At 65.6% G+C, this 21,714-nt stretch carries 20 protein-coding genes and 1 tRNA gene; 15 read left to right on the plus strand and 6 right to left on the minus strand.

The features are described from left to right. Window positions 1-214: 214 nt before the first annotated feature. Window positions 215-1,795 carry an ATP-binding cassette domain-containing protein gene (locus KYX69_RS06845; protein ID WP_300495341.1) on the minus strand — a complete coding sequence of 527 codons (1,581 nt, stop codon included), beginning with the start codon at window positions 1,793-1,795 and terminating at the stop codon, window positions 215-217. After that, window positions 1,792-3,321: an ABC transporter ATP-binding protein/permease gene (locus KYX69_RS06850; RefSeq protein ID WP_300495343.1), complete on the minus strand. Its 1,530-nt coding sequence runs from the start codon at window positions 3,319-3,321 to the stop codon at window positions 1,792-1,794. Before KYX69_RS06850 ends, KYX69_RS06845 begins: the two co-directional genes overlap by 4 nt. Window positions 3,322-3,441: 120 nt before the next feature. Between KYX69_RS06850 and KYX69_RS06855 the strand changes: the two genes are divergently transcribed. The 6 genes from KYX69_RS06855 to KYX69_RS06880 all read left to right on the plus strand — a co-directional run bounded on the left by KYX69_RS06855 (window position 3,442) and on the right by KYX69_RS06880 (window position 9,243). Beyond that, window positions 3,442-5,022, plus strand: coding sequence for a cytochrome ubiquinol oxidase subunit I (locus KYX69_RS06855; RefSeq protein ID WP_300495676.1), 1,581 nt, complete (start codon window positions 3,442-3,444; stop codon window positions 5,020-5,022). A 25-nt stretch (window positions 5,023-5,047) separates the two neighbouring features. Continuing rightward, the gene (gene cydB, locus KYX69_RS06860) at window positions 5,048-6,196 is read left to right on the plus strand and encodes a cytochrome d ubiquinol oxidase subunit II (protein ID WP_300495346.1); all 1,149 of its coding nucleotides are present in this window, start codon (window positions 5,048-5,050) and stop codon (window positions 6,194-6,196) included. Between the two features lie 16 nt (window positions 6,197-6,212). Beyond that, window positions 6,213-6,329, plus strand: a complete 117-nt coding sequence (gene cydX / locus KYX69_RS06865; protein ID WP_294016637.1) for a cytochrome bd-I oxidase subunit CydX — start codon at window positions 6,213-6,215, stop codon at window positions 6,327-6,329. 6 nt (window positions 6,330-6,335) lie between these two features. Beyond that, a complete protein-coding gene (gene hemN / locus KYX69_RS06870) occupies window positions 6,336-7,682 on the plus strand; it encodes an oxygen-independent coproporphyrinogen III oxidase (RefSeq protein WP_300495350.1) in 1,347 nt (448 codons plus the stop codon). 78 nt (window positions 7,683-7,760) lie between these two features. Further along, entirely contained in the window at window positions 7,761-8,564 is an 804-nt protein-coding gene (locus KYX69_RS06875; RefSeq protein WP_300495352.1) for a universal stress protein, read from the plus strand. A gap of 13 nt (window positions 8,565-8,577) precedes the next feature. Further along, window positions 8,578-9,243 carry an NAD(P)H-dependent oxidoreductase gene (locus tag KYX69_RS06880; RefSeq protein WP_300495355.1) on the plus strand — a complete coding sequence of 222 codons (666 nt, stop codon included), beginning with the start codon at window positions 8,578-8,580 and terminating at the stop codon, window positions 9,241-9,243. Window positions 9,244-9,302: 59 nt separating this feature from the next. On the opposite strand, the gene KYX69_RS06885 is transcribed toward KYX69_RS06880, so the two are convergent. Then, a complete protein-coding gene (locus KYX69_RS06885; protein WP_300495357.1) occupies window positions 9,303-9,956 on the minus strand; it encodes an OmpW family protein in 654 nt (217 codons plus the stop codon). 131 nt (window positions 9,957-10,087) lie between these two features. Between KYX69_RS06885 and KYX69_RS06890 the strand changes: the two genes are divergently transcribed. From KYX69_RS06890 to tig, 5 genes are all read left to right on the plus strand, one after another. Further along, window positions 10,088-11,584 carry a PAS domain S-box protein gene (locus tag KYX69_RS06890; RefSeq protein ID WP_300495359.1) on the plus strand — a complete coding sequence of 499 codons (1,497 nt, stop codon included), beginning with the start codon at window positions 10,088-10,090 and terminating at the stop codon, window positions 11,582-11,584. Continuing rightward, window positions 11,581-12,201, plus strand: coding sequence for a response regulator FixJ (fixJ, locus tag KYX69_RS06895; RefSeq protein WP_300495362.1), 621 nt, complete (start codon window positions 11,581-11,583; stop codon window positions 12,199-12,201). The genes KYX69_RS06890 and fixJ overlap by 4 nt, the downstream gene beginning before the upstream one ends. A gap of 50 nt (window positions 12,202-12,251) precedes the next feature. Then, window positions 12,252-12,644, plus strand: coding sequence for a hypothetical protein (locus tag KYX69_RS06900; protein ID WP_300495364.1), 393 nt, complete (start codon window positions 12,252-12,254; stop codon window positions 12,642-12,644). A 111-nt stretch (window positions 12,645-12,755) separates the two neighbouring features. Continuing rightward, a tRNA-Leu gene (locus KYX69_RS06905) sits at window positions 12,756-12,840 on the plus strand. A 66-nt stretch (window positions 12,841-12,906) separates the two neighbouring features. Continuing rightward, a complete protein-coding gene (tig, locus tag KYX69_RS06910; RefSeq protein ID WP_300495366.1) occupies window positions 12,907-14,505 on the plus strand; it encodes a trigger factor in 1,599 nt (532 codons plus the stop codon). A 60-nt stretch (window positions 14,506-14,565) separates the two neighbouring features. Here tig and KYX69_RS06915 read toward each other — a convergent pair whose 3' ends face one another. Continuing rightward, window positions 14,566-15,159: a DUF4328 domain-containing protein gene (locus KYX69_RS06915; protein WP_300495369.1), complete on the minus strand. Its 594-nt coding sequence runs from the start codon at window positions 15,157-15,159 to the stop codon at window positions 14,566-14,568. Window positions 15,160-15,254: 95 nt separating this feature from the next. Between KYX69_RS06915 and KYX69_RS06920 the strand changes: the two genes are divergently transcribed. Continuing rightward, window positions 15,255-16,181, plus strand: coding sequence for a glycosyltransferase family 2 protein (locus KYX69_RS06920; RefSeq protein ID WP_300495372.1), 927 nt, complete (start codon window positions 15,255-15,257; stop codon window positions 16,179-16,181). A 7-nt stretch (window positions 16,182-16,188) separates the two neighbouring features. On the opposite strand, the gene KYX69_RS06925 is transcribed toward KYX69_RS06920, so the two are convergent. Then, the gene (locus KYX69_RS06925; RefSeq protein ID WP_300495374.1) at window positions 16,189-16,737 is read right to left on the minus strand and encodes a hypothetical protein; all 549 of its coding nucleotides are present in this window, start codon (window positions 16,735-16,737) and stop codon (window positions 16,189-16,191) included. A gap of 177 nt (window positions 16,738-16,914) precedes the next feature. On the opposite strand from KYX69_RS06925, the gene clpP reads away from it, so the two are divergent. The 3 genes from clpP (at window position 16,915) to KYX69_RS06940 (ending at window position 19,993) form a co-directional block, all read left to right on the plus strand. Continuing rightward, complete coding sequence (clpP, locus tag KYX69_RS06930) at window positions 16,915-17,586, plus strand: ATP-dependent Clp endopeptidase proteolytic subunit ClpP (protein ID WP_300495375.1); 672 nt, start codon at window positions 16,915-16,917, stop codon at window positions 17,584-17,586. 107 nt (window positions 17,587-17,693) lie between these two features. After that, window positions 17,694-18,962 (plus strand): ATP-dependent Clp protease ATP-binding subunit ClpX, encoded by a 1,269-nt coding sequence (gene clpX, locus KYX69_RS06935; RefSeq protein ID WP_300495377.1) that lies wholly within the window; start codon window positions 17,694-17,696, stop codon window positions 18,960-18,962. A gap of 179 nt (window positions 18,963-19,141) precedes the next feature. Further along, window positions 19,142-19,993 (plus strand): GGDEF domain-containing protein, encoded by an 852-nt coding sequence (locus KYX69_RS06940; RefSeq protein ID WP_300495378.1) that lies wholly within the window; start codon window positions 19,142-19,144, stop codon window positions 19,991-19,993. A 4-nt stretch (window positions 19,994-19,997) separates the two neighbouring features. Here KYX69_RS06940 and KYX69_RS06945 read toward each other — a convergent pair whose 3' ends face one another. Then, window positions 19,998-21,662, minus strand: coding sequence for a M1 family metallopeptidase (locus KYX69_RS06945; RefSeq protein WP_300495381.1), 1,665 nt, complete (start codon window positions 21,660-21,662; stop codon window positions 19,998-20,000). Window positions 21,663-21,714: the final 52 nt, after the last annotated feature.

Genomic DNA, 21,714 nt, shown 5'->3' on the forward strand with positions numbered 1-21,714 from the left:
CGATCATGGGGCCGCAACCGTCGGGGCTTGGGGTGGCCCGTGGGCAGAAATGAAATGGCTAGCGCCTGACCACCTATTAATTCGCTACGCGTCCAACTCGCGCATCTTCGAACAAGATCATGCGGTGGCGGGCGTTAAAATAAGCTATCAGCAAGTCCGTCGCTGATCGGCAGCAATGGATTGGAAAGCCGACGGGCGGCTCTATCAATCCGCTCTAGCTTAACGGCAACGCCAGTGTCTGCGGGCACAACGCGCGCGGGGCGGGGCGGTGCGACACCAGGATCAAGCCTGTCCCGGTCGTATCCAACCACGCATCGAGCCGTGTGACCAAATCCGCCTCGGTCGCCGGGTCGAGACCCTCGCTAGGCTCGTCCGCGACCAGCCACGGCCGCTGCGCCAGCAGCGCGCGGGCGAGCGACAGGCGCTTCTGCTCGCCGCCGGACAGGGTTCCGCCCGCTTCGCCGATCGGAGTGTTTAGCCCGTCCGGCATGGCGCGTACGCGGTCGGCCAGGCACACCGTTTCGAGCGCTCCCCACATCGCGGCATCGTCGATACCCGGGCGGGCAAGGCGGAGATTGTCGCCGATGGTTCCGGCGACCAGCTGCGGGGATTGCGGGGCGAGCGCGAATTGGGACGCGAGGTCCGCAGCCGCTATCTCCGCTACCGAAGCGCCACCGACTGCGAGCGGGAGGGACGCGGAACGCAGCCCGGCTAGCGTCTCGATCAGCGTCGTCTTGCCGCTTCCCGAGGGACCCGTGATCGCAATCCGTTCGCCGGGTGCGACCTCGACCGATCCGATACGCAGCGGGAGGGCGGCAGCGCCGGGTTGCGGCGGCGGCTCCGACGCAATGTCTGCGAGGGCGGCGACACGCTCCAGCCCCTCGGCCACCACTGCCTCACGCAGGGCGCTGCGCACCCGCACCGCCAGCGCCTCGCTCCCCGAAAATGCCGCCAGCGTGGCCAGGGCGGCGAGCGCCGGTCCGTGCTCCGCGAGCAACAGCACGACCACCGACAGCACCGTGCTCCACAGCGCGACGCCGCCGTTCAGCGCCGCCTCGCCCCGCGCCAGCCCGCGCCGGGCCCGGTCGAGCGCCGCCAGATCATCCGCCAGCGCCGCCTCGACCCGGTGGGCCAGGCCATAAGCGATGATCTCGGGTCGCGCGGCGGCCAGTTCGACATAGCGGTCGCGCACGCGGCCCCGTGCCTGTGCGGCCGCGCTGGCCGGCCCCACGCTCAACCGCCGCGCCAGCGCCGCCCCGACGATCATACCAACAGTTGCGAGCAGCACGAACGCCGCCGCCGCGCGCCATCCCGACAGCGCGATACAGCCGGTCGCGATCACCCCGCCGACCAGTGCGCCGGGTAGGGCAGAGCGGCGCACCACCAGATCCTCGATCGCTTCGATATCGTCGATCAGCCGCGCGCTGGCTTCACCACTGGCAAGATCGGGCACCTTACGTGGATCGGCGGCGGCGAGCGTGCCGAACAACCGCGCGCGTAGTCCTGCCATCGCGGTCAGCGCCGCGCCATGGCTGGTCAGCCGCTCGCCATAGCGGGCGGCGGTGCGCGCAATCGCCAGCGCGCGGATCGCCGCGCTGGGCAACAGATAGTTGAACGCGGTGACCGCCGCCGCGCCGCCGGCCCCAGCAATCGCCGCGCCGGTCAAGAACCAGCCCGATATGCCGAGCAGAGCAACCGACGCTGCCGCAGCGATGCCCGCCAGGAGGAGCGCCCAGCCAAGCCCAACACGGCGGCCAACCCCCAGTTGCGCTGCGACCCGATCCAGCTTGCTCACAGCCGCACCTCCGCCTGCGCACGGACGGCAAGCGCCATGTCGTGCGTGGCTACAATGATCGCGTGCGTGGTCGCCAGCTCGGCCAGCAGCGCTCCGATCTGTTCGGCGCTCGCCGCGTCCAAATCAGCGGTCGGCTCATCGCACAGCAGGAGCGGACGCCCCGACAGCAGCGCCCGCGCCAGGCCAAGTCGTCGCAACTCACCTCCGGACATACCCGCCGCGCGGTGATCGAGCGGAAGATCGAGGCCCCCGCGCGCGGCAAGCAAGGGATCGAGGCCGACGCGGCTGCACACCGCGCAAATCTCGTCATCCCCAGCATCGGGTCGAGCGAGCGCGAGATTGTCGCGCAACGTCCCCGGCACCACCAATGGTCGCTGCGCTGCCCAAGCGATGTCCTCGGACCTGAGCGGGGTGACAGCGCCGTCGGACGGGGCAACCTGCCCGGCGCAAACGGCGAGCAGGCTGGTCTTGCCGCTGCCGGTCGGCCCTGTCAGCGCGACCATCCCGGTTCGCCCGAGGCTGAAGGACACCGGACCGATCCGTGCGCCCGGCCATGCAATCGTCACGTCCTGTGCCTCCAGGCCACCGAACGGCGCTGCAGCCGGAGAAGCGGGCAAGGGGCGGTCCAGGGGCTCGACCACCGCCCGCGCAGCCTCGCCCAACTGCTTTTCGTGGTAGGCGGCAGCGAGACGACGCATCGGAAGATAGAATTCGGGCGCCAGCGCCAACGCGAACAGCGCCTCGCGGAAGGTCAGTGTCTCCGGAACGGGGAAGGGGAGGATGCCGAGCAGGCTGAACCCACAATAGACCGCCACCAACGCGACCGACAGCGCCGCGAAGAATTCCAGCACTCCGCTGGAGAGAAAGGCGATCCGCAGCACCGCCAGCGTGCGGGTCGCTACGCCTTGGGTCGCGGCGCCGATCTGGCGCGTGATCCGCTCACCGGCACCGAAATGACGGATCATCGCCAGGCTGCGCAGCCGCTCGACGAAAAGGTCGGACAGCTGCTCCAGTGCGCGCAGTTGCGCGTCGGCGGCACGGCGCGCCATGGTGCCGGCCAGGATCATGCCGAGGACGAACGGGATCAGCGTGCCGATCAAAATGGCGGCAGCGATCGGGCTGGCCACCGCAACACAGCCCGCGACGAGCAACGGGCCGATGGCTGCCGCGTGACGGACCGGCAGGAAACGCGCGGCATGGGCCTCGATCCGATCGACATGGTCGATCGCGATCGCCGCGCTTTCTCCGATTGGGATCGCACGAGGAAGCGCCTCGCCGAGCAGCCGCCGCTGCAATCGCACGCGTAATGGCGCGACACTGTTCTGCGCCTCACGGATCGCGAGCGCCTGTGCGGCAAAGCCGGACAGCGCACGGATCACGCCGCCGACCAGCATCGCAAGAACGCCAGTGAGCGGCGTCGATCCCTCGATCAACGCCGCAACCGCCGTCGCCAATCCCCAGGCGAAGATCGCCGCGCCGCCGATGTCGAGGAGCCAGAACGCTCCGGCGCGACTGTTCTTCCGCATGGGTGGACCTTCTGTCCAATTGTGGGCCGGGTCGAGTCCGTACTATTCCCGATGTCGGCACGCCAGCGCACTTCTTACTGCGGCGCGGCACAAGTCCCGGAAATGGGGGAAACAATGACGATAGACATGGCAGTTGTCGAATTGTCGCGGCTCCAGTTCGCGCTCACGGCAATGTATCACTTCCTGTTCGTGCCGCTGACGCTCGGCCTCGCCTTCATGCTCGTGATCATGGAGACGGTGTATGTGATCACCGACCGGCCGATCTGGCGCGACATCACGCGGTTCTGGGGCAAGGTGTTCGGAATCAACTTCGTGCTCGGTGTCGCCACCGGCATCACGATGGAGTTCGAATTCGGCACCAACTGGGCCTATTATTCGCACTATGTCGGCGACATATTTGGCGCGCCGCTCGCGATCGAAGGGCTGATGGCCTTCTTCCTGGAGGCGACGTTCGTCGGCCTGATGGTGTTCGGCTGGGACAAATTGACCAAGCGGCAGCATCTGCTGACGACCTTCATGGTCGCGCTCGGCACCAATTTGTCGGCGGTGTGGATCCTGGTCGCCAATGGCTGGATGCAGAACCCGGTTGGATCGCGCTTCAACCCCGAAACGATGCGGATGGAGGTGGTTGACTTCATGGCGGTGGTGTTCAACCCCGTCGCGCAGGCGAAGTTCGTCCATACTGTCAGCGCTGGCTATGTCCTTGCCTCGGTCTTCGTGCTCGGCATTTCCTGCTGGTATCTGCTCAAGGGTCGCCACTTGGAGTTCGCCAAGCGCAGCTTCGCGGTCGCCGCAGCGTTCGGCCTTGCCTCCTCGCTGTCGGTCGTCGTGCTGGGTGACGAGAGCGGCTATGCCCTCACCGACAACCAGAAGATGAAGCTCGCCGCGATCGAAGGCGCCTGGCACACCGAACCTGCGCCGGCCGGCCTGTCGATCTTCGGCATTCCGTCGAACGAAGGGCGTGAGACCAGGTTTGAGGTCAAGATCCCTTATGTTCTCGGCCTTATCTCCACCCGCAGCCTGACCGGCGAGGTCGCCGGTATCACGCGGCTGGTCGAACAGGCCCGTATCCGCATCATCCGCGGCATCGACGCCTATGATGCGGTGGAGAAACTCAAGATCGACCGCACCAACCTCGCCGCGCGCGAGCAGTTCGAGCGGAACAAGGCCGATCTGGGCTATGCGATGCTGCTCAAGCGCTATGTCGCCGATCCGCGTCAGGCCGATGCAGCGGCGATCGACAAGGCGGCGTGGTCGACCGTGCCCAACGTGCCGGTGCTGTTCTGGCTGTTCCGCGGGATGGCGGGGCTCGGCTTCTTCTTCATCGCCTTTTTCGGGGTTGCGCTTTACTATGCCAACACCCGCAAGTTCGACCGCAAATGGTTCCTGCGCACGGCTTTGTGGGTCATCCCGCTGCCATGGGTTGCGATCCAGGCCGGCTGGCTGATCGCGGAGATCGGACGCCAGCCCTGGGCGGTCGAAGGCGTGCTGCCGACCTTCCTCGGCGCCTCCAGCCTTACCGTTGGACAGGTGTGGGCGACGATCATCGGCTTCACCCTCATCTACGGCGTGCTCGCGGTGATCGAGGTGCGGCTGATGCTCGCGGCGATCAAGCATGGGCCGGAGACCGGCACCCCCGTCACCGACGACGTCGCCCCCGCTGGCGCGCCCAATCCCTTCCAGACCGTCGCGGCCGAATGAGCCGCGCGGGACAAGGAGACCAATCATGACCCTACCGCTCGATTACGAGACGCTCCGCGTCATCTGGTGGCTGCTGATGGGCGTGCTGCTGATCGGATTTGCCCTGACCGACGGGTTCGATCTCGGTGTCGCCTCGCTGCTGCCCTGGGTTGCAAAGACCGATGAAGAGCGCCGCATGGTGATCAACACCGTGGGTGCGACCTGGGAGGGGAACCAGGTGTGGTTCATCCTCGGCGGCGGTGCGATCTTTGCCGCTTGGCCCTTCGTCTATGCGGTTAGCTTCTCCGGTTTCTACCTTGCGATGTTCCTGGTCCTCGCCGCGCTGATCCTGCGGCCGGTCGGGTTCAAATATCGCTCGAAGCGGCCCGACCCGAAGTGGCGCGCGCGCTGGGACTGGGCGCTGTTCGTCGGCGGGTTCGTGCCGGCGCTCGTGTTCGGCGTCGCGGTCGGCAACGTCCTGCTGGGCCTGCCCTTCCGCCTCGATAGCGATCTGCGCTCCTTCTATGACGGGACGCTGCTCGGTCTGTTCACCCCGTTCAGCCTGCTCGCCGGGTTGCTCTCGGTCGCGATGCTGGTGCTGCATGGCGCAGGCTGGCTGTCGCTGAAGGCGGAGCAGGGGCCGGTGCTGGACCGGGCGCGGACCATCGGTCAGTTTGCCGCGATTGCCGCAGTCGTCCTGTTCGTTGCTGGCGGACTCTATGTCGCCTGGGGCGGGCTTGGCTTCCGGGTCGAGGGCGTGATCGACACCGCCGGCCCGTCAAACCCCCGGCTTGCCGGGGCGGTCGCGGCACCGGGCGCCTGGCTCGACAATTATGCCGCCTATCCGTGGATGATCGCTGCGCCGGTGATCGGTTTGGTCGGGCCGCTGCTGGCGCTGGCCGGGATCCGTGCGCGCCGCGACGTGCTGGTATTCACCGGCTCCTCGCTCGCCAATATCGGCATCATCGGGACGGTCGGCCTGTCGATGTTCCCGTTCATCCTGCCGAGTGCGATCGATCCGGCGTCGAGCCTGACGGTGTGGAACGCATCGTCGAGCCACACCACGCTGTTCATCATGCTGGGCGTCACGCTCGTCTTCCTGCCGATCGTGCTGCTCTACACCGCATGGGTCTATCGCGTGCTGTTCGGTCGGGTGACGGTCGAGCAGGTCCGCACCAACCCCGATTACTATTGATCGAAAGGAAGCCGCCATGTGGTATTTCGCCTGGATCCTCGGCGTCACGCTGGCCGTCGCCGTCGCCGTGCTCAACGGCATCTGGCACGAGTTCCATTCGCCACCGTCTGAAGACCAAACGGTCGAGGGCTGACGGTCGGTGACCCACCGCTACCTCCCCGTGCTCGCCGCCCGAGCGGTGCCCCGCTACACCAGCTACCCCACCGCCGCCGAGTTCGGGCCGATGGTGGGGGCGGAGGATCAGGCCGCCGCGCTCGACGCCATCGCACCGGGCGCGCCGGTCTCGCTCTACCTCCACATCCCCTATTGCGAGCAGATCTGCTGGTATTGCGGGTGCAATACGGGGGCGGTCGGGCGACCGCAGCGGTTGGACGTGTATCGCGCTGCGATCGAGGCGGAGATCGCCACCGTGTCGGCGCGGATGCGCGGGCAGGTGACCGCGGTGCATTTCGGTGGGGGCAGCCCCAACGCGCTCTCCCCGGAAGCCTTTGCCGAGATCTGCGGCACGCTGCGTCAGCGGTTCGACATCGCGCCCGATGCGCAATGGGCAGCTGAGATCGACCCGCGCTTTTTCGGTCGAGCGCATGCCTATGCGTTCGCGCGGTCGGGGATCGGACGGATCAGCGTCGGTGCGCAGAGTTTTGCGCCGCTGGTGCAGGCGGCAATCGGGCGCATCCAGCCATTTGCCAAGGTAGCGTCTGCCATCGCCGAGGCACGCAACGCCGGGATCGGACAGATCAACCTGGACCTGATGTATGGCCTGCCCGGCCAGACGCTCGACGACATCGCCGCGACGGTGGCGGCGGCGCGGCGGCTCGCGCCCGATCGAGTCGCGATGTTCGGCTATGCCCATCTCCCCGCGATGCTCCCGCGGCAGCGCCAGATCGATGCGTCAAAACTGCCGGGAGCAGAGGCGCGCTTCTGGCAGCGCGCGCTCGCGCATGATCTGTGGATCGAAGCAGGCTATGACGCGATCGGTTTCGACCATTTCGCGCGGCCCGACGACAGCCTCGCGGTCGCTGTACAGGCCGGGGCGCTACGCCGCAATTTTCAGGGCTTCACCGATGACCGCGCGCCCACCCTGATCGGTCTCGGCGCGTCCGCGATCAGCCAGTTCGGCGGTGTGATCGTGCAGAATGAAAAGCATGTCGGACGCTATCGCATGGCTGTCCTGGGCGGTGAGCTGGCCGGCGTCCGCGGCGTGCGGCGTGCTGCCCATGATGTCGCGGCGGGCGACGTGATCGAGCGGTTGTTGTGCGATGGCCATGTCGACGTTGCCGCGATCGCCGCGGCACATGGCATGACCGCCGAGCAGCTCTGCCACGATGCCGCGCTGCTGGACGAATTGGCCGGGCAGGGGGTGATCGGGCGGGACGGCTGGTCGATCGGCGTGACCGCGGCGGGCGCGCCTTATGCCCGGATCGCCGCCGCCGCATTCGACCGGTATCGCGTGGTCAGCCGCGGCCAGTTCAGCGCCGCAGTCTGAACCGGACTACGTATCACTCCTCATATTGAGCAGGTCCGCCGCTGCTTACGCTCTCCCCGATAAATTGGGAGACGAGCCGTGAAAAATGTTGCCGTGCTGATCCACGCCGATGCCGGACAGGAATCGCGGCTTCAGGCCGCGCTGGATCTGGTCCGCGCGCTCCACGGCCACCTGATCGCGATTGACGTCACCGCGATGCCGCCGATTGCCGAGGATCCGATGATCGGCCCGGGCACGCTGGCGGCGCACATTGCCGAAGAGCTCGACGTGCAGGACGCGAACCGCGAGCGGGTCAAGGCCCGCCTGACGATGGAGGATGCGCCCTGGACATTGGCCGAATGCATGGGCGATGTCGCATCCTGCCTCGCTTCGCACACCGCGCTCACCGACCTCGTCGTCATCAATACCGTGTTCGACGGTTTCCCCGGCGGCGAAATGGACGGGGTCGTCGCGTCGATGCTTCGCCTCAACCGACCGGTCCTCGCGGTCCCCCGCGCCACGCGCGGGGTTGCGATGAACGGGACCGCGCTGGTTGCCTGGGACGGCTCCGACGAGGCCGACGCCGCGCTCCGCGCCGCGGTCCCCTTGCTCGGGTTGGCGCGGGAGGTGCGCATCCTCAGCATCGATCGCGGATCGCTCAAGCACCCGCCGGAGCTGGCGGCAAGCTATCTCTCGCGCCACGGCGTCCGCCCCGAGATCATGGTGGTGCCGGCCGAGCCGGGCCGCATCGGGCAACAGATCCTTGCACAGGCGCTCAAGATCGAACCTTCGATGATCGTGATGGGTGGCTATGGCCAGTCGCGCCTGATCGAAACGCTGTTCGGCGGGGTCACGCGCGATCTGCTGCATCACAGCCCCTATCCGGTGTTCCTCGCCCAGTGAAGGAGTCCACGCGATGACCCAGCCCCGCGATCCTGCCTCCCTGCGCCATCTGGTTGTGTTGGGGCATCCCGGCCTCGACAGCTTCAACCACGCCATCGTCCGCGCCTATCGCGAGGAGGTCGAGAGTCTCCACCAGATTGTCGAGGTCGATGATCTCTATGCCCGGAACTTCGATCCGCTGCTGCGGCGCGACGAGCTGCCCGGGCCGGGGTTCAAACCGCGCCCCGATGTCGCGACCTCGCTCGCACAGATCGAGGGCGCGAGCGCAATCGTGCTGGTCTACCCGATCTGGTTCGGCATGCCGCCGGCGATGATCAAGGGCTATGTCGATCGCGTGCTCGGCGCCGATTTCTCGCCCGAGGAGCTGAAGGCGCAGCTGCCCAGCCCGGCGCTGAGGGGCAAGCGGCTCATCATCTTTTCGACCTCGGCGGCGACCCGGCCCTGGCTGGAGGAGCGGGGGCAATGGCTCGCGCTCAAACAGGCGTTCGATATCTATCTGACTCGCGCCTTTGGCCTTGCCGACTGCCACCATGTCCATTTCGACGCTGTCGTGCCGGGATTGGATGGGCGGTTTGTTGCCGAGCATCTCGCGACGGTGCGACAGACCGCGCGCGAACGGGCGACGGTGCTGCGCTATGGCGACCTGCCACCGAAATTGCTGCTCGAACCGAACGTCTGAGGCTGTAAAGCGCGCGCAAAAAAGGGCGGCGATCCAATCGGATCGCCGCCCTTTCTCGTTCAGAAGCGGAAGCCGATGCCGACGCCGGCCACGATCGGATCGATGCTGATCCGCGCCGTGTTGGTGGCAGCGCCGGTGCGCAGCCGCGCCGTCGTGTCCATGTCGATATACTTGACGTCGAGGTTCAGGAACATCTTCTCATTGAGGTCGATGTCCACACCCGCCTGCAGCGTATAGCCGAAGCTGTCGTCCATCTTGACATCGGTCGCGCCGATCGCGGTCACCAGCGCGTCGCTCGCCTTGGTCGAATAGAAGATCGTGTAGTTGACGCCCGCGCCGACATAGGGGCGAACCTTGCCCTCGGGCGCGAAATGATATTGCAGCGTCAGCGTCGGCGGCAGCACCCAGGTGCTGGCGAGCTCGTCAAAGCCCGACAGCGTGCCGCGGCCCTGCGCGTCGTGCTTGGTCGTGGCCAGGATCAGCTCCGCGCCCACATTGTCGGTGAGCATATAGGTGAAATCGACTTCCGGCATCACGCTGTTGCTGACGCCGACCTCGCTGCCGGGAAAGCCGGGCGTGACCGGACCGGAGCTCTCGGTCGGCGCGACCAGGATCGCGCGACCGCGCACCAGGAAATCGCCTTCCTTGGCGATGGCAGGTTGGACGCCGGCCGCACAGGCCAGGACGCCGATGACGACATGGGTGGTTTTCATGGGTTGTTCCCCGCTACAGTCTTGCGCGAAGGATGCGCGGCGGCGGCATCGGATATTGCAGCGCGCAGCTGCATTGGTAGTTTTCCCAATGGGTTTTGCCCGGATGCTGCGGGCATAGGCAGGACATGGATATGGGCGGCGACATCGTCGAAAAACTTGCCGCGCGCTTCATCGCCAGCGACCTCGACCGTGCGCAATTCCTCATGGACCCGGATGGCACGATCCGCAGCTGGAACCCCGGCGCACAGATTCTGCTTGGCTATGAATCCGGCGCTGCGGTCGGGCAGCCTATGGCGATGCTCTATTCGGCGGCCGACTCCGCCGCCGGCAAGCCGCGCGACGATCTCGACCGCGCCGTAACCTATGGTCGCTATGCCGAAGAGGGGTGGCGGCGGCGGCAGGACTCGACGGAATTCGCCGCCGACGCCCGCATCATCGCGCTGCGAGACGAGGGCGGAGCGCTGCTCGGCTTTGGCGGGACGATCGAGGACATTACCGATCGCAAGGCGGCTGCGGGCGCGGTGGCGCGCAGCGAACTGCATCTGCGCTCGATCCTGGCCACAGTGCCCGATGCGATGATCGTCATCGACGATCGCGGTCAGATCCTGTCATTCAGCGCGGCGGCAGAACGCCTCTTCGGTTATCTGGAATCTGAGGTCGTCGGCAAGAATATCGCGATGATGATGCCCGATGGCGACCGGCTGCGGCACGACGACTATATCGACCATTATTGCCGCACCGGGGAGCGCCGCATCATCGGTATCGGCCGCATCGTCGTCGGCAAGCGGCGCGATGGCAGCGAGTTTCCGATGGAGCTGGCCGTGGGCGAGGCCCGCAGCGCCGGGCACCGCATCTTCACCGGCTTCATCCGCGACCTGTCCGAACGCCAGCGCGCCGAGCTGCGTATGAAGGAGCTCCAGTCCGAACTGGTGCATGTCTCGCGCGTGTCGGCGATGGGCACTATGGCGTCGACACTGGCCCATGAGTTGAACCAGCCGCTGACCGCAATCGCCAACTATATGGAGGCGGCGCGTGACCTGGTCGCGGCAGGCGAGCCGGACCTCGAGATGCTGGGCGAGGCGGTGACCGAATCCGCGACCGAAGCGTTGCGCGCGGGGAATATCGTCCGACGGCTGCGCGAATTCGTGGCGCGGGGCGAGGTCGAGAAGCGCGTCGAATCGCTGCCGCAGATGGTCGAGGAAGCCACACGGCTCGCGATGACCGGTGCGCGGGAGCGCGGGGTGCGCGGCCTCAAGGATCTCGACCCCGATGCCCGCCTCGCGCTGGTCGACCGGGTGCAGATTCAGCAGGTGCTAGTCAACCTTGTCCGCAATGCGGTCGAGGCGCTGGAAGGCATGCCGGTGCGCGATGTCACCATCGCGACGCGCGTGCAGGGCGACGGCATGATCCGGGTCGAGGTCAGCGACACCGGCCCTGGCATCGATCCGGACATCCGCCCACGCCTGTTCGATGCCTTTAACACCAGCAAGCCAAACGGCCTTGGCCTTGGCCTGTCGATCTGCCGCACGATCATCGAGGCGCATGGCGGTCGAATCGACGCCGATGCGCGGCCCGGCGGCGGCACGACCCTGTGGTTCACCATTCCCAGCGCGGAGACCCAAGAATGAGCGAAAAGCCGCTGATCCACCTGATCGACGACGAGGATGCGGTGCGCCGCTCGGCGAGCTTCCTGCTCAAGACGTCGGGCTATGAGGTACGCGCCTATCCGTCCGGCGTCGCATTCCTGAAGGAGGCGCGGCATCCGGATCCGGGCTGCATTCTGCTCGACATCCGCATGCCCGAAATGGACGGGCTGGAGGTGCAGCGCGAACTGAATGCGCGTGGCATCGCGCTGCCGGTGATCGTGCTGACCGGACATGGCGACGTCGCGACCGCGGTGACGGCGATGAAGCAGGGTGCGCTCGATTTCCTCGAAAAGCCGTTTGAGAAGGCGCTGCTGCTCGCCGCGCTCGATCGCGGGTTCGAGCGGCTGGGCCGGGCGGAAACCGCCGAGGTCGAGGGGCAGGAGGCGGCGGTGCGGATCGCCGCGCTGACGCCGCGCGAGCGCGACGTGCTGCGCGGCCTGGTCGCGGGCCATCCCAACAAGACCATTGCCTATGACCTGGGTATCTCGCCGCGCACGGTCGAGGTGCATCGCGCCAATGTGATGACCAAGCTGGAGGTGCGCAGCCTGTCCGAAGCGCTGCGCATCGCCTTTGCGGCGGGGCTCGACGCATCCGACTAAGGATATTTCCGTAACGCGGTGGCTGCCCGTTTTCGGCACGATGCCGGGCGATGGATCAGCGTACCACCATTCCCCCTGCCACCGATGCGGACGATCCGGCGCTGTCCATCGCGCTGGTCGATCCCGACGATGCGTCGCGTCGCGCCTTGCACATGGTGCTGTCGGGGCAGCGGCATCGCGTGCGGTCCTATGACAGCACCCATGCCTTGGCGGACGATGCCAAGGCGATCGACGCCGACTGGCTGGTCATCTCGGTCCGGACCGATGGCGGCAGCCTTGCCGCAGTGGAGCGGCTACGTGCGCGCGGCTGGCGGGGTCGGGTGGCAGTGATTGCTGAGCCCGGTGCATTGCCCGAACGCGACGGCGCGCTGATCGGCGCACGCGACCTCATTTTCGCGCATCCGGTGGCGCCGCATGCCTGGCGGATTGGGTTGAGCGCCTGAAAGGCGGGTGCTTCGGGCTCGCTTTTTCGCGATTCTGCACGATAAGCGGCATCGCCCTTGCCCCCGGCACCCGCATTGCTATAGACGCGCCCGACCTGCGGTGTCCTGAATGCGGGCGTGGCGGAACTGGTAGACGCGCTGGTTTTAGGTACCAGTATCGCAAGATGTGGGGGTTCGAGTCCCTTCGCCCGCACCAGTTTCCGCCCGGCGTGAGGGGACGCCGCGACTCCGATTCCACTTCCAGAGCAGGAAGCCCGTTAGAATGCAGACCGTCGAGACGTTGAACGAAGGCCTCAAGCGCGCCTACACCCTCAAGATCACCGCCAAGGACATCGACAGCCGCGTCGATGCCGAAGTGAAGCGCGTTGCCCCGCAGATCCGCATGCCCGGCTTCCGCCCCGGCAAGGTGCCGACCAACCTGGTCCGCAAGATGCACGGAGAGGCGCTGACCCAGGACGCGCTCAACACGACGATCCAGGAAGGCGTGCAGAAGCTGATCGCCGACCACAAGCTGCGCCCCGCGATGCAGCCTTCGGTCAGCCTTGAGGGCGAGTTCGCCCCCGGCAGCGATGCTGAGGTGAAGGTCGAGCTGGAAGTCCTGCCCGACGTCCCGACCCCGTCGATCGAGGGCCTGAAGCTCGAGCGTCTGATCGTCCCGGTCAGCGACGAGGCGGTCGACGCACAGATCCTGCAGATCGCCGGCCAGCAGAAGGCGTGGGAAGACGCCAAGCCGAGCTACAAGGCCAAGCAGGGTGACCAGGTCACGATGGACTTCGTCGGCAAGGTTGACGGCGTCGCATTCGACGGCGGCACCGGTGAGGGCATGGCCATCGAAATCGGCTCGGGCCGTCTGATCCCGGGCTTTGAGGACCAGATCGTCGGCGTGAAGGCTGGCGACGAAAAGCAGATCGAAGTCACCTTCCCCGAGGATTACGGCGTCGACACGCTGGCCGGGAAGCCAGCGACGTTCGACCTCAAGATCACCGCGGTGAAGACCGCCGGTGAGGTGAAGGTCGATGAAGACCTCGCCAAGAATCTCGGCCTTGAAAGCCTCGATCAGCTGCGCGGCATCCTGCGTGGCCAGATGGAGAATGAGACCGGTGGCCTGACCCGCACCTATATGAAGCGCAAGCTGCTCGACCAGCTCGCCGCCGGCCACGACTTCCCGGTCCCGCCGTCGATGGTCGAGGCCGAGTTCCAGCAGATCTGGGCGCAGCTTCAGCACGAAGCCGGCCATGAGGAAGATCCCGAGGCGGCCAAGGCCGAACTGGAGAAGGAAAAGGACGATTACCGGGCGATCGCCGAGCGTCGCGTGCGCCTTGGCCTGCTGCTGTCGGAAATTGGCCAGGCGAACGGCGTCGAAGTGACCCAGGCGGAGATGAACCGCCTGATCGCCCAGGCCGCGCAGCAGTATCGCCCGGAAGACCAGCAGCGCTTCTTCCAGTACATCCAGCAGGAGCCGATGGCGGCCGCCCAGCTGCGTGCACCGCTCTATGAGGACAAGGTCGTCGACTTCCTGTTCGAGAAGGCGGAGATCAGCGAACGCGAAGTGACCCGCGAAGAGCTGGAAGCCGCGATCGAGAGCGAGGAAGGCGCGGTGCCGCACGTCCATGGCCCGGACTGCAACCACGACCATGATCACGACCACAAGCCGGCCAAGAAGGCCAAGGCAAAGAAGGCCGAAGAGCCTGCTGCCGAGGACGTGAAGCCGGCAAAGAAGGCGAAGGCCAAGGCCGAAGAGGCACCCGCCGAGGAAGCCGCTCCGGCCAAGAAGGCTCCCGCGAAGAAGGCCGCCAAGGCTGACGACGCTGAAGCCGAAGCGCCGAAGAAGAAGGCTCCGGCGAAGAAGAAGGCGGGCTAACGTCTGCACCTTCGATAACGAACAAGCCCCGCCGGTCCAGTGACCGGCGGGGCTTCTCGTTTATGCAAATATCTCGGCTAACGCGGGGCTATGTGGAAGCCGCATTTGTGCGTGGCTGATCCGAAGTACCAACGTGATCGCAACGCCGGCCAGCATCAGTCCGAGGGCGCATTCCACAGCATAGAAAATGATGCTGTGCTCATTCTGCGCAAAGCGGCCAACGAGGTAGACAGCGATTGCGTTGAAAATCCACAGGATCCACCAGCAGGTGACGATCAGGTTGTTCTGGGCATATTCGGCGTTGCCATGACTGGCGTTCCAAAGCTCGCGGATTCCCTCAACTGGCTTGATCAAGTTGGCGAACGGAACGAAGAACCACCAAATTCGCGATGCCGGAGTGAATTGGAGCCCTGTCACGCCCAACTGAACCAGATTGCGTCCCGTAACGTAGGTCCATCGGCCAAAAACAATGAGTGTCGCAAGGTAGATCCCGAGAGCTCCGAAGCGCATCGGCTGCTCGGCGGCGACAATCGCCCGCTCGTACGAATATGGATCTGATTGTGACCAGATCAGGAGCGCCGGGCGTATAAGGGCCTCGATCAATACGAAGATTGGTACGACCCGCGCCAAAACCCGCAGCTCACCATTTTTCATGCCATTCCCCCCTTCCCGCCGGATGGAAGCGAACGCGGCAAGCGTCAAATCACAAATTGGTCGAATCGCGGTGATGATCGCCCTATGGCTGGGCGATGGAACCCAAAGTCGCCGTCATTCTGCCCTGCTATAACGAGGAAGCCGCGATCGCGCAGACGGTCGCCAGTTTCCGGGCTGCGCTCCCGCACGCCTCGATCTACGTTTACGACAATAATAGCGCCGACCGGACGGTCGAGGTCGCGCGCGAAGCTGGCGCGATTGTCCGTACCGAGCGAATGCAGGGCAAGGGCAATGTCGTCCGCCGCATGTTCGCCGATGTCGATGCCGATATTTATGTCATGGCCGATGGCGACGCGACCTACGACGCCGCCGCCGCCCCCGCGATGATCGCCAAGATGCGCGACGAGGGGCTCGACATGGTCGTCGGCACCCGCATCCACGAAGCCGCCGACGCCTATCGCCGCGGCCATGTGCTGGGCAATCGTGCGATGACCGGGCTGCTCGCCCGGCTGTTCGGGCGCAGCTTTACCGACATTTTCTCGGGCTATCGCGTGTTTTCGCGGCGCTTCGTGAAGAGCTTTCCGGTGCTGTCGGCCGGGTTCGAGATCGAGACCGAGATCAGCGTCCATGCGCTCGAGCTCAAGATGCCGGTGGGGGAGGTGGAGACGCGCTATCTGGCCCGGCCGGAGGGGTCGGCATCGAAGCTGTCCACCTATCGCGACGGCGCACGGATCGCGCGGACGATTATGACGCTCTACCGGATCGAAAAGCCGATGCTGTTCTTCGGCATCATCGCACTGGCGCTGGCGATACTGGCGGTGATCCTCGCGGTGCCGCTGGTGACGACCTATATGGCAACAGGGCTGGTCCCACGCTTCCCGACGGCGATTCTCGCCACCGGGCTGGTCATCCTGGCGGCGTTGAGCAGCTTTGCCGGACTGATTCTCGACACGGTCGTGCGGGGTCGGCGCGAAGTGCGGCGGCTGGCCTATCTGGCGCAACCTGCGCCTGCGAACCTTTAAGCTCGGTTCAGGCCGCGATCTTTTCGAGCCGGATGCCGAGTTCGTCGATCAGGAACTCCTCGACCGCCGCCTCGATCATCGCACGCGTCTCGCGATCCTGCGCCTCGACCCAACCGGCGATCCGCAGCGCTCCGGCGACCGGAGCCACATGCCAGCACACATTGTCCTCAACGACACTGATCTGACCATCGACATAGCGGTGGGCGATCTCGAGCGCGTGGAGGCGGCGCGACAGCCGGGCAACCGCTTCAGTCGATTCGATCCCGTTCCATGCGGCAAAGGCGAAGTCGAATTGGTCCCGGATCGGCGCAGGCTCGGCGGCGCGGCGCGCGGCGACCGGCAGACTTGCTGCGACAGATGGCGCGGGCAGCAGCAGATGGGCAAACATCGTCAGCACGATCGCGGTGACCGGGAACAGCGCGATGGCAATGACCATGCCGATCCCAAAGGTCGCGTCGTTGAACCCGCCCGCACCGAACAACGGCCCCAGCGCCACCCCGGCAAAGACCGCGTAGAGCAGAGCGAAGACGATCATCGTTCGTGTGTGCTGGCGCATCGGCGCCCCTTTCGACTCCCTGACTGGATCGCTATCGCAGACAAATCTTCAAAAATGGTTGCAGCGCCCTTCGGCGGAAGCGGGCAGCGCCATTCACCTTCTTCCCCCCTTGCGCCGCGTCGTCCGAGCGCCGATGTAGTCGCTTGGGCAAAAACAGATTTGACGAGAACATCCCACATGCACCCCCTTGCCGGTCTCATGACCCCCGAAGGCTTTACGCGCGATCCCATCACCAACGCGCTCGTTCCCATCGTCATCGAACAGTCGAGCCGCGGCGAGCGCAGCTTCGACATCTATTCGCGCCTGCTGCGTGAGCGGATCATTTTCCTGACCGGGCCGGTCGAGGATCACATGGCCTCGGTCATCACCGCCCAGTTGCTCTTCCTTGAGTCCGAGAACCCGAAGAAGGACATCTGGATGTACATCAACTCGCCGGGCGGCGTGGTCACCGCCGGCATGGCGATCCACGACACGATGCAATATATCCGTCCGCGCGTCGGCACGGTGTGCATCGGTCAGGCGGCTTCGATGGGCAGCTTCCTGCTCGCCGCCGGTGAGCCGGGGCTGCGCGTCGCGCTGACCAACGCCCGCATCATGATCCACCAGCCCTCGGGCGGTGCACAGGGTATGGCGTCGGACATTGAGATCCAGGCCAAGGAAATCCTGCGCATCAAGCGCCGGATGAACGACCTGTACGTCAAATACACCGGCAAGCCGCTCGAGGAGATCGAGCGCGCGATGGATCGCGACACGTTCCTTGAGGCCGATGAGGCCAAGGCGTTCGGTCTGGTCGATGAAGTGTATGAAAAGCGGCCCCAGCCTGCTGACAGCGAAGGGTCGGCGTCTTAATCTGACGCTCACCTTCCCCTGCTATGGGGCGAATTTGAGTTGCCGGGCGTTGTCCCGGCTGTAGGATGCCGGGCTGCGATGCGGCCCGGCACGCAAAGGAAGACTGAATGACGAAGCTAAGCGGCGGCGATTCGAAAAGCACGCTTTACTGCTCGTTCTGCGGCAAGTCGCAGCACGAGGTGCGCAAGCTGATCGCCGGACCGACCGTGTTCATCTGCGACGAGTGCGTCGAACTCTGCAACGACATCATCCGCGAAGAGACCAAGTCGGCACTCGTCAGCAAGAAAGACGGTGGCGTGCCCACGCCGCAGGAAATCTGCGACGTGCTGGACGATTATGTCATCGGCCAGAGCCGTGCGAAGCGCGTGCTGTCGGTGGCGGTGCACAACCATTACAAGCGCCTGAATCATGGCGCGAAGGGCGCCGATGTCGAACTGAGCAAGTCCAACATCCTGCTCGTCGGCCCGACCGGCTGCGGCAAGACGCTGCTGGCCCAGACGCTCGCCCGCATCCTCGACGTGCCCTTCACCATGGCCGATGCGACGACGCTGACCGAAGCCGGCTATGTCGGTGAGGATGTCGAGAACATCATCCTCAAGCTGCTCCAGGCATCCGACTATAATGTCGAGCGGGCACAGCGCGGCATCGTCTATATCGACGAGATCGACAAGATCAGCCGCAAGGCCGAGAACCCCTCGATCACGCGCGACGTGTCGGGTGAGGGCGTGCAGCAGGCCCTGCTCAAGCTGATGGAAGGCACCACCGCGAGTGTTCCGCCGCAGGGTGGGCGCAAGCATCCGCAGCAGGAATTCCTGCAGGTCGACACGACCAATATCCTGTTCATCTGCGGCGGCGCGTTCTCGGGCCTTGAAAAGATCATCGGCGACCGCCTGCAGGGCAAGTCGATCGGCTTCGGCGCCTATGTTGCCGCGCCCGAGGAACGCCGCACCGGTGAGACGTTGCGCCAGACCGAACCGGAGGATCTGCTCAAATTCGGCCTGATCCCCGAATTTGTCGGTCGTCTGCCGGTCGTCGCGACCTTGGAGGACCTCGACATTCCGGCGCTGGTCAAGATCCTGACCGAGCCGAAAAATGCGCTGGTGAAACAGTATCAGAAGCTGTTCGACATGGAGAATGTGAAGCTCAGCTTCACCGACGACGCGTTGGTGTCGGTCGCCAAAAAGGCGATCGAGCGCAAGACCGGTGCGCGTGGCCTGCGTTCGATCCTGGAGGGTATCCTGCTCGACACCATGTTCGACCTCCCCGGCATGGACGGGGTGGACGAAGTGATGATCGACAAGGATGTCGTCGCCGGATCGAAGGAACCGGTCCGCGTCTATTCGGCCGAGAAGAAAAAGGCCGGCGACGCGGCTTGATCCGCGCCGATCCTGGCCAATCAAGCGGGCGTCGGGTGACCGGCGCCCGTTTTGCGTTTGGCCTTTGCGGCCGTCGCGCCAGCCGGCTCATCCACAGGTTTAACCAACTTCGTTCGTCCCTGCTTAACGCCTCCTAACGCTTTGTTGCCGCCGCGGGTGGGGATGTTACGGAGGCTAACTTGCGGTTTTATAAGGCAACTCGGTTCCTGTTCCCGTCGAGCCTGCGGCTGCGGATGTTCACCATCTGCTTTATTGGGACGCACATCCCGTTGCTCGCCTTTGCCGCGTGGCAATTCTCAACCGGCAAGACCGACTGGCCTGATCTCGGCATCGTGCTGGCGGCGACGCTGATCGGCACGGTGTTCACGCTCTTCGGTATCGACGGTCTGCTCGCCCCGGTCCGCGCGGCCACCCAAGCAGTCCAGTCGCTCGAACGCGAACAGGCCGAGGCGCTGGAAGCGGTCAGCGATGGCGACATGCTCACCGAACTGCTCGCCGGGGTGACGCGCGCAAGCGAGGCGACCAAGGTCCGCGTTGCCGCGCTCGACATGGCCGCACATCGCGATCCGCTGACCGGCCTGCTCAACCGACGCGGCTTCCTCGCCCGCGTCGAAAGCGCTGGCGACGGCACGATCGCCCTGATCGACCTCGACAAGTTCAAATCGGTCAATGACAGCTTCGGCCATGAGGTGGGCGACGCGATCCTTCAGGATTTCGCGGCGTTCCTGGCCCGCGGCGTGCGCAAGGCGGACTGTGTCGGGCGCTGGGGCGGCGAGGAGTTCGCCGTGTTCTTTCCCGCGACAGAGGAAGGCGAGGCCGCCGGAATCCTCCAGCGCCTGTGCCGACGCCTCGGCAACGGGCTGATCGAACGGCCCGACGGCGCGCCCATGACCTGCTCCGGCGGCATTGTCGCGCTCGACGGCGAACCGCTCCAGCTTGCCATGGCGCGCGCCGACGCCGCGCTCTACGCCGCGAAACGCTCGGGCCGGAACCAGCTGCGCGTGGGTGACCGCCACATACTCGCCGACTGAGCGGCTAGCGCCGCGCCTGCATCGCCTCGATCGCTTGCGACCGGCGCAGCACCCGGGCCATCGGGTCGATCACGACATGCGCGCCCGCCGGCACCGTGATGGTGGCACGCCCGCCCTCCATCGCGACCCGTTGCAAGACGCCATCGACCTGCACCTCGACCGGGAGCGGGAAGGGGGTGTTGCGTGGCGTTTGCCATTCCAGCGTCAGTTGATCGCCGGCGCGCGTCTCGATCAGCTCGGGCAGCGCTGCGGAGCGCAGATAGACATCGTAGAACCAGCTGAGGTCGCGTCCGGCAGCGTCGCTCATCAGCCGCTCGAACTCCGGCGTACTGGCAAAGCGCGGCTTGAAATTGCCCGGCTTCGGATCGGGGCGGCCATAGACCAGCCGTCGCGTCGCATCGAAAAATGCCTTGTCGCCGATCAGGTAGCGCAGGGTGTGCAGCACCCACGCGCCCTTGTAGTAGATGTCCTGTCCCGGCCCGCCCTTTTCGAGCTGATACACCTCGTCGGACGTCCGCGACCGGCCTGACACCAAAGGCTGGCGGTTGAGGATATTCTTGCGCTGCTCCGCCATCATCGCGGCGTAGCGCGCCTCGCCCTCGCGCCACTGGCCGTAGAGCGGCTGCATATATTGGCCATAACCCTCGTGGAGCCAGAAATCGTCCCAATCGGCGGCGGTCATCTGGTTGCCGAACCACTCGTGCGCCAGTTCGTGGTGGAACAGCCAATCGAACCCGGTCGCATCCTTGCGATAGTCGTTGCCATAGGCGTTGACCGTCTGGTGCTCCATGCCCAGATGCGGCGTCTCGACCACGCCCAGTTTCTCATCCGCAAACGGGAAGGGGCCGATCATCGTCTCGTAAAAGTCGAGCGTCGGCGCGAATTCGGCGAACAGGCCCGCCGCCTGTTGGTCCTTGCCGGTCAGGTGCCACAGGTGCAGCGGCACCTTGTTACCAAACTTGCTGGCATAGCTGCCCGTGATCTCGCGATATGGCCCGATGTTGATCGCGACCAGATAAGGGTTGATGTTCTTCGCTTCCCACGTCCAGCGCGTCCGCCCTCCCGCCAGCTTGTCGGCTGACACCAGCTTGCCATTGCCGATCGCCGCCCCGCCCCCGGTGGTGATCGCCATGCGGATCGACTTCACCTCACCTGCCGGAAAGTCCAGGCACGGCCAGAACAGATCGCAGCCATAGCCCTGCGCCGTCGTCGCCACCCAAGGCTTGCCCTGCCAGCTCGACCAGACGATGCCATCGTCCCACGGCGCATTGACGGCCTCATGCGGCCGCCCGGCATAGGCGAGGCGGGCCACCACCTTGCCGCCCGCCATGACCGGGGCGGGCAGGTCGATGGTCAGCCGCCCCTCGGGATTGCGCCATGTTCCATTGGCAAGCGGCTTTCCGTTGATCGTCACCGCCGAGACATGAAAGTTCTTATCGAGATCAATCAGCAGCCGCGTTTGCCGCGCGCTGGTGCGCAGCGTCAGTGTCGCGGTCCCCGCCAAGTATTTGCGCGCCGCATCCACCTCCAGGTCCAGATCGACATGCTCGAGCCGCAGCGCGGCGCGTTCGGGCTCGATCTCTCCACCGGAGCGTTCGGTCAGCGCGGTGATCGGCGGCTCGCCCTTCTGCGCCCACGCGGCGGGGGTCAGCGCGGTCAGCGCCAGCATCGCGGCAAACACTGCATTGATGCCGCGTGTGCGATCCCCATATAGTTGACTG

The sequence above is a fragment of the Sphingomonas sp. genome, assembly GCF_030145815.1.
GTDB lineage: Bacteria > Pseudomonadota > Alphaproteobacteria > Sphingomonadales > Sphingomonadaceae > Sphingomonas.

Coding starts and splice junctions, on each gene's coding strand:
- KYX69_RS06915 (WP_300495369.1), bottom strand. CDS start 15,159: ATGAAAAATGGTGAGCTGCGGGTTTTGGCGCGGGTCGTACCAATCTTC.
- clpX (WP_300495377.1), top strand. CDS start 17,694: ATGACGAAGCTAAGCGGCGGCGATTCGAAAAGCACGCTTTACTGCTCG.
- KYX69_RS06900 (WP_300495364.1), top strand. CDS start 12,252: ATGGATCAGCGTACCACCATTCCCCCTGCCACCGATGCGGACGATCCG.
- KYX69_RS06945 (WP_300495381.1), bottom strand. CDS start 21,662: ATGCTGGCGCTGACCGCGCTGACCCCCGCCGCGTGGGCGCAGAAGGGC.
- KYX69_RS06880 (WP_300495355.1), top strand. CDS start 8,578: ATGACCCAGCCCCGCGATCCTGCCTCCCTGCGCCATCTGGTTGTGTTG.
- KYX69_RS06920 (WP_300495372.1), top strand. CDS start 15,255: ATGGAACCCAAAGTCGCCGTCATTCTGCCCTGCTATAACGAGGAAGCC.
- fixJ (WP_300495362.1), top strand. CDS start 11,581: ATGAGCGAAAAGCCGCTGATCCACCTGATCGACGACGAGGATGCGGTG.
- cydB (WP_300495346.1), top strand. CDS start 5,048: ATGACCCTACCGCTCGATTACGAGACGCTCCGCGTCATCTGGTGGCTG.
- tig (WP_300495366.1), top strand. CDS start 12,907: ATGCAGACCGTCGAGACGTTGAACGAAGGCCTCAAGCGCGCCTACACC.
- KYX69_RS06885 (WP_300495357.1), bottom strand. CDS start 9,956: ATGAAAACCACCCATGTCGTCATCGGCGTCCTGGCCTGTGCGGCCGGC.
- clpP (WP_300495375.1), top strand. CDS start 16,915: ATGCACCCCCTTGCCGGTCTCATGACCCCCGAAGGCTTTACGCGCGAT.
- KYX69_RS06850 (WP_300495343.1), bottom strand. CDS start 3,321: ATGCGGAAGAACAGTCGCGCCGGAGCGTTCTGGCTCCTCGACATCGGC.
- KYX69_RS06890 (WP_300495359.1), top strand. CDS start 10,088: ATGGGCGGCGACATCGTCGAAAAACTTGCCGCGCGCTTCATCGCCAGC.
- KYX69_RS06925 (WP_300495374.1), bottom strand. CDS start 16,737: ATGCGCCAGCACACACGAACGATGATCGTCTTCGCTCTGCTCTACGCG.
- cydX (WP_294016637.1), top strand. CDS start 6,213: ATGTGGTATTTCGCCTGGATCCTCGGCGTCACGCTGGCCGTCGCCGTC.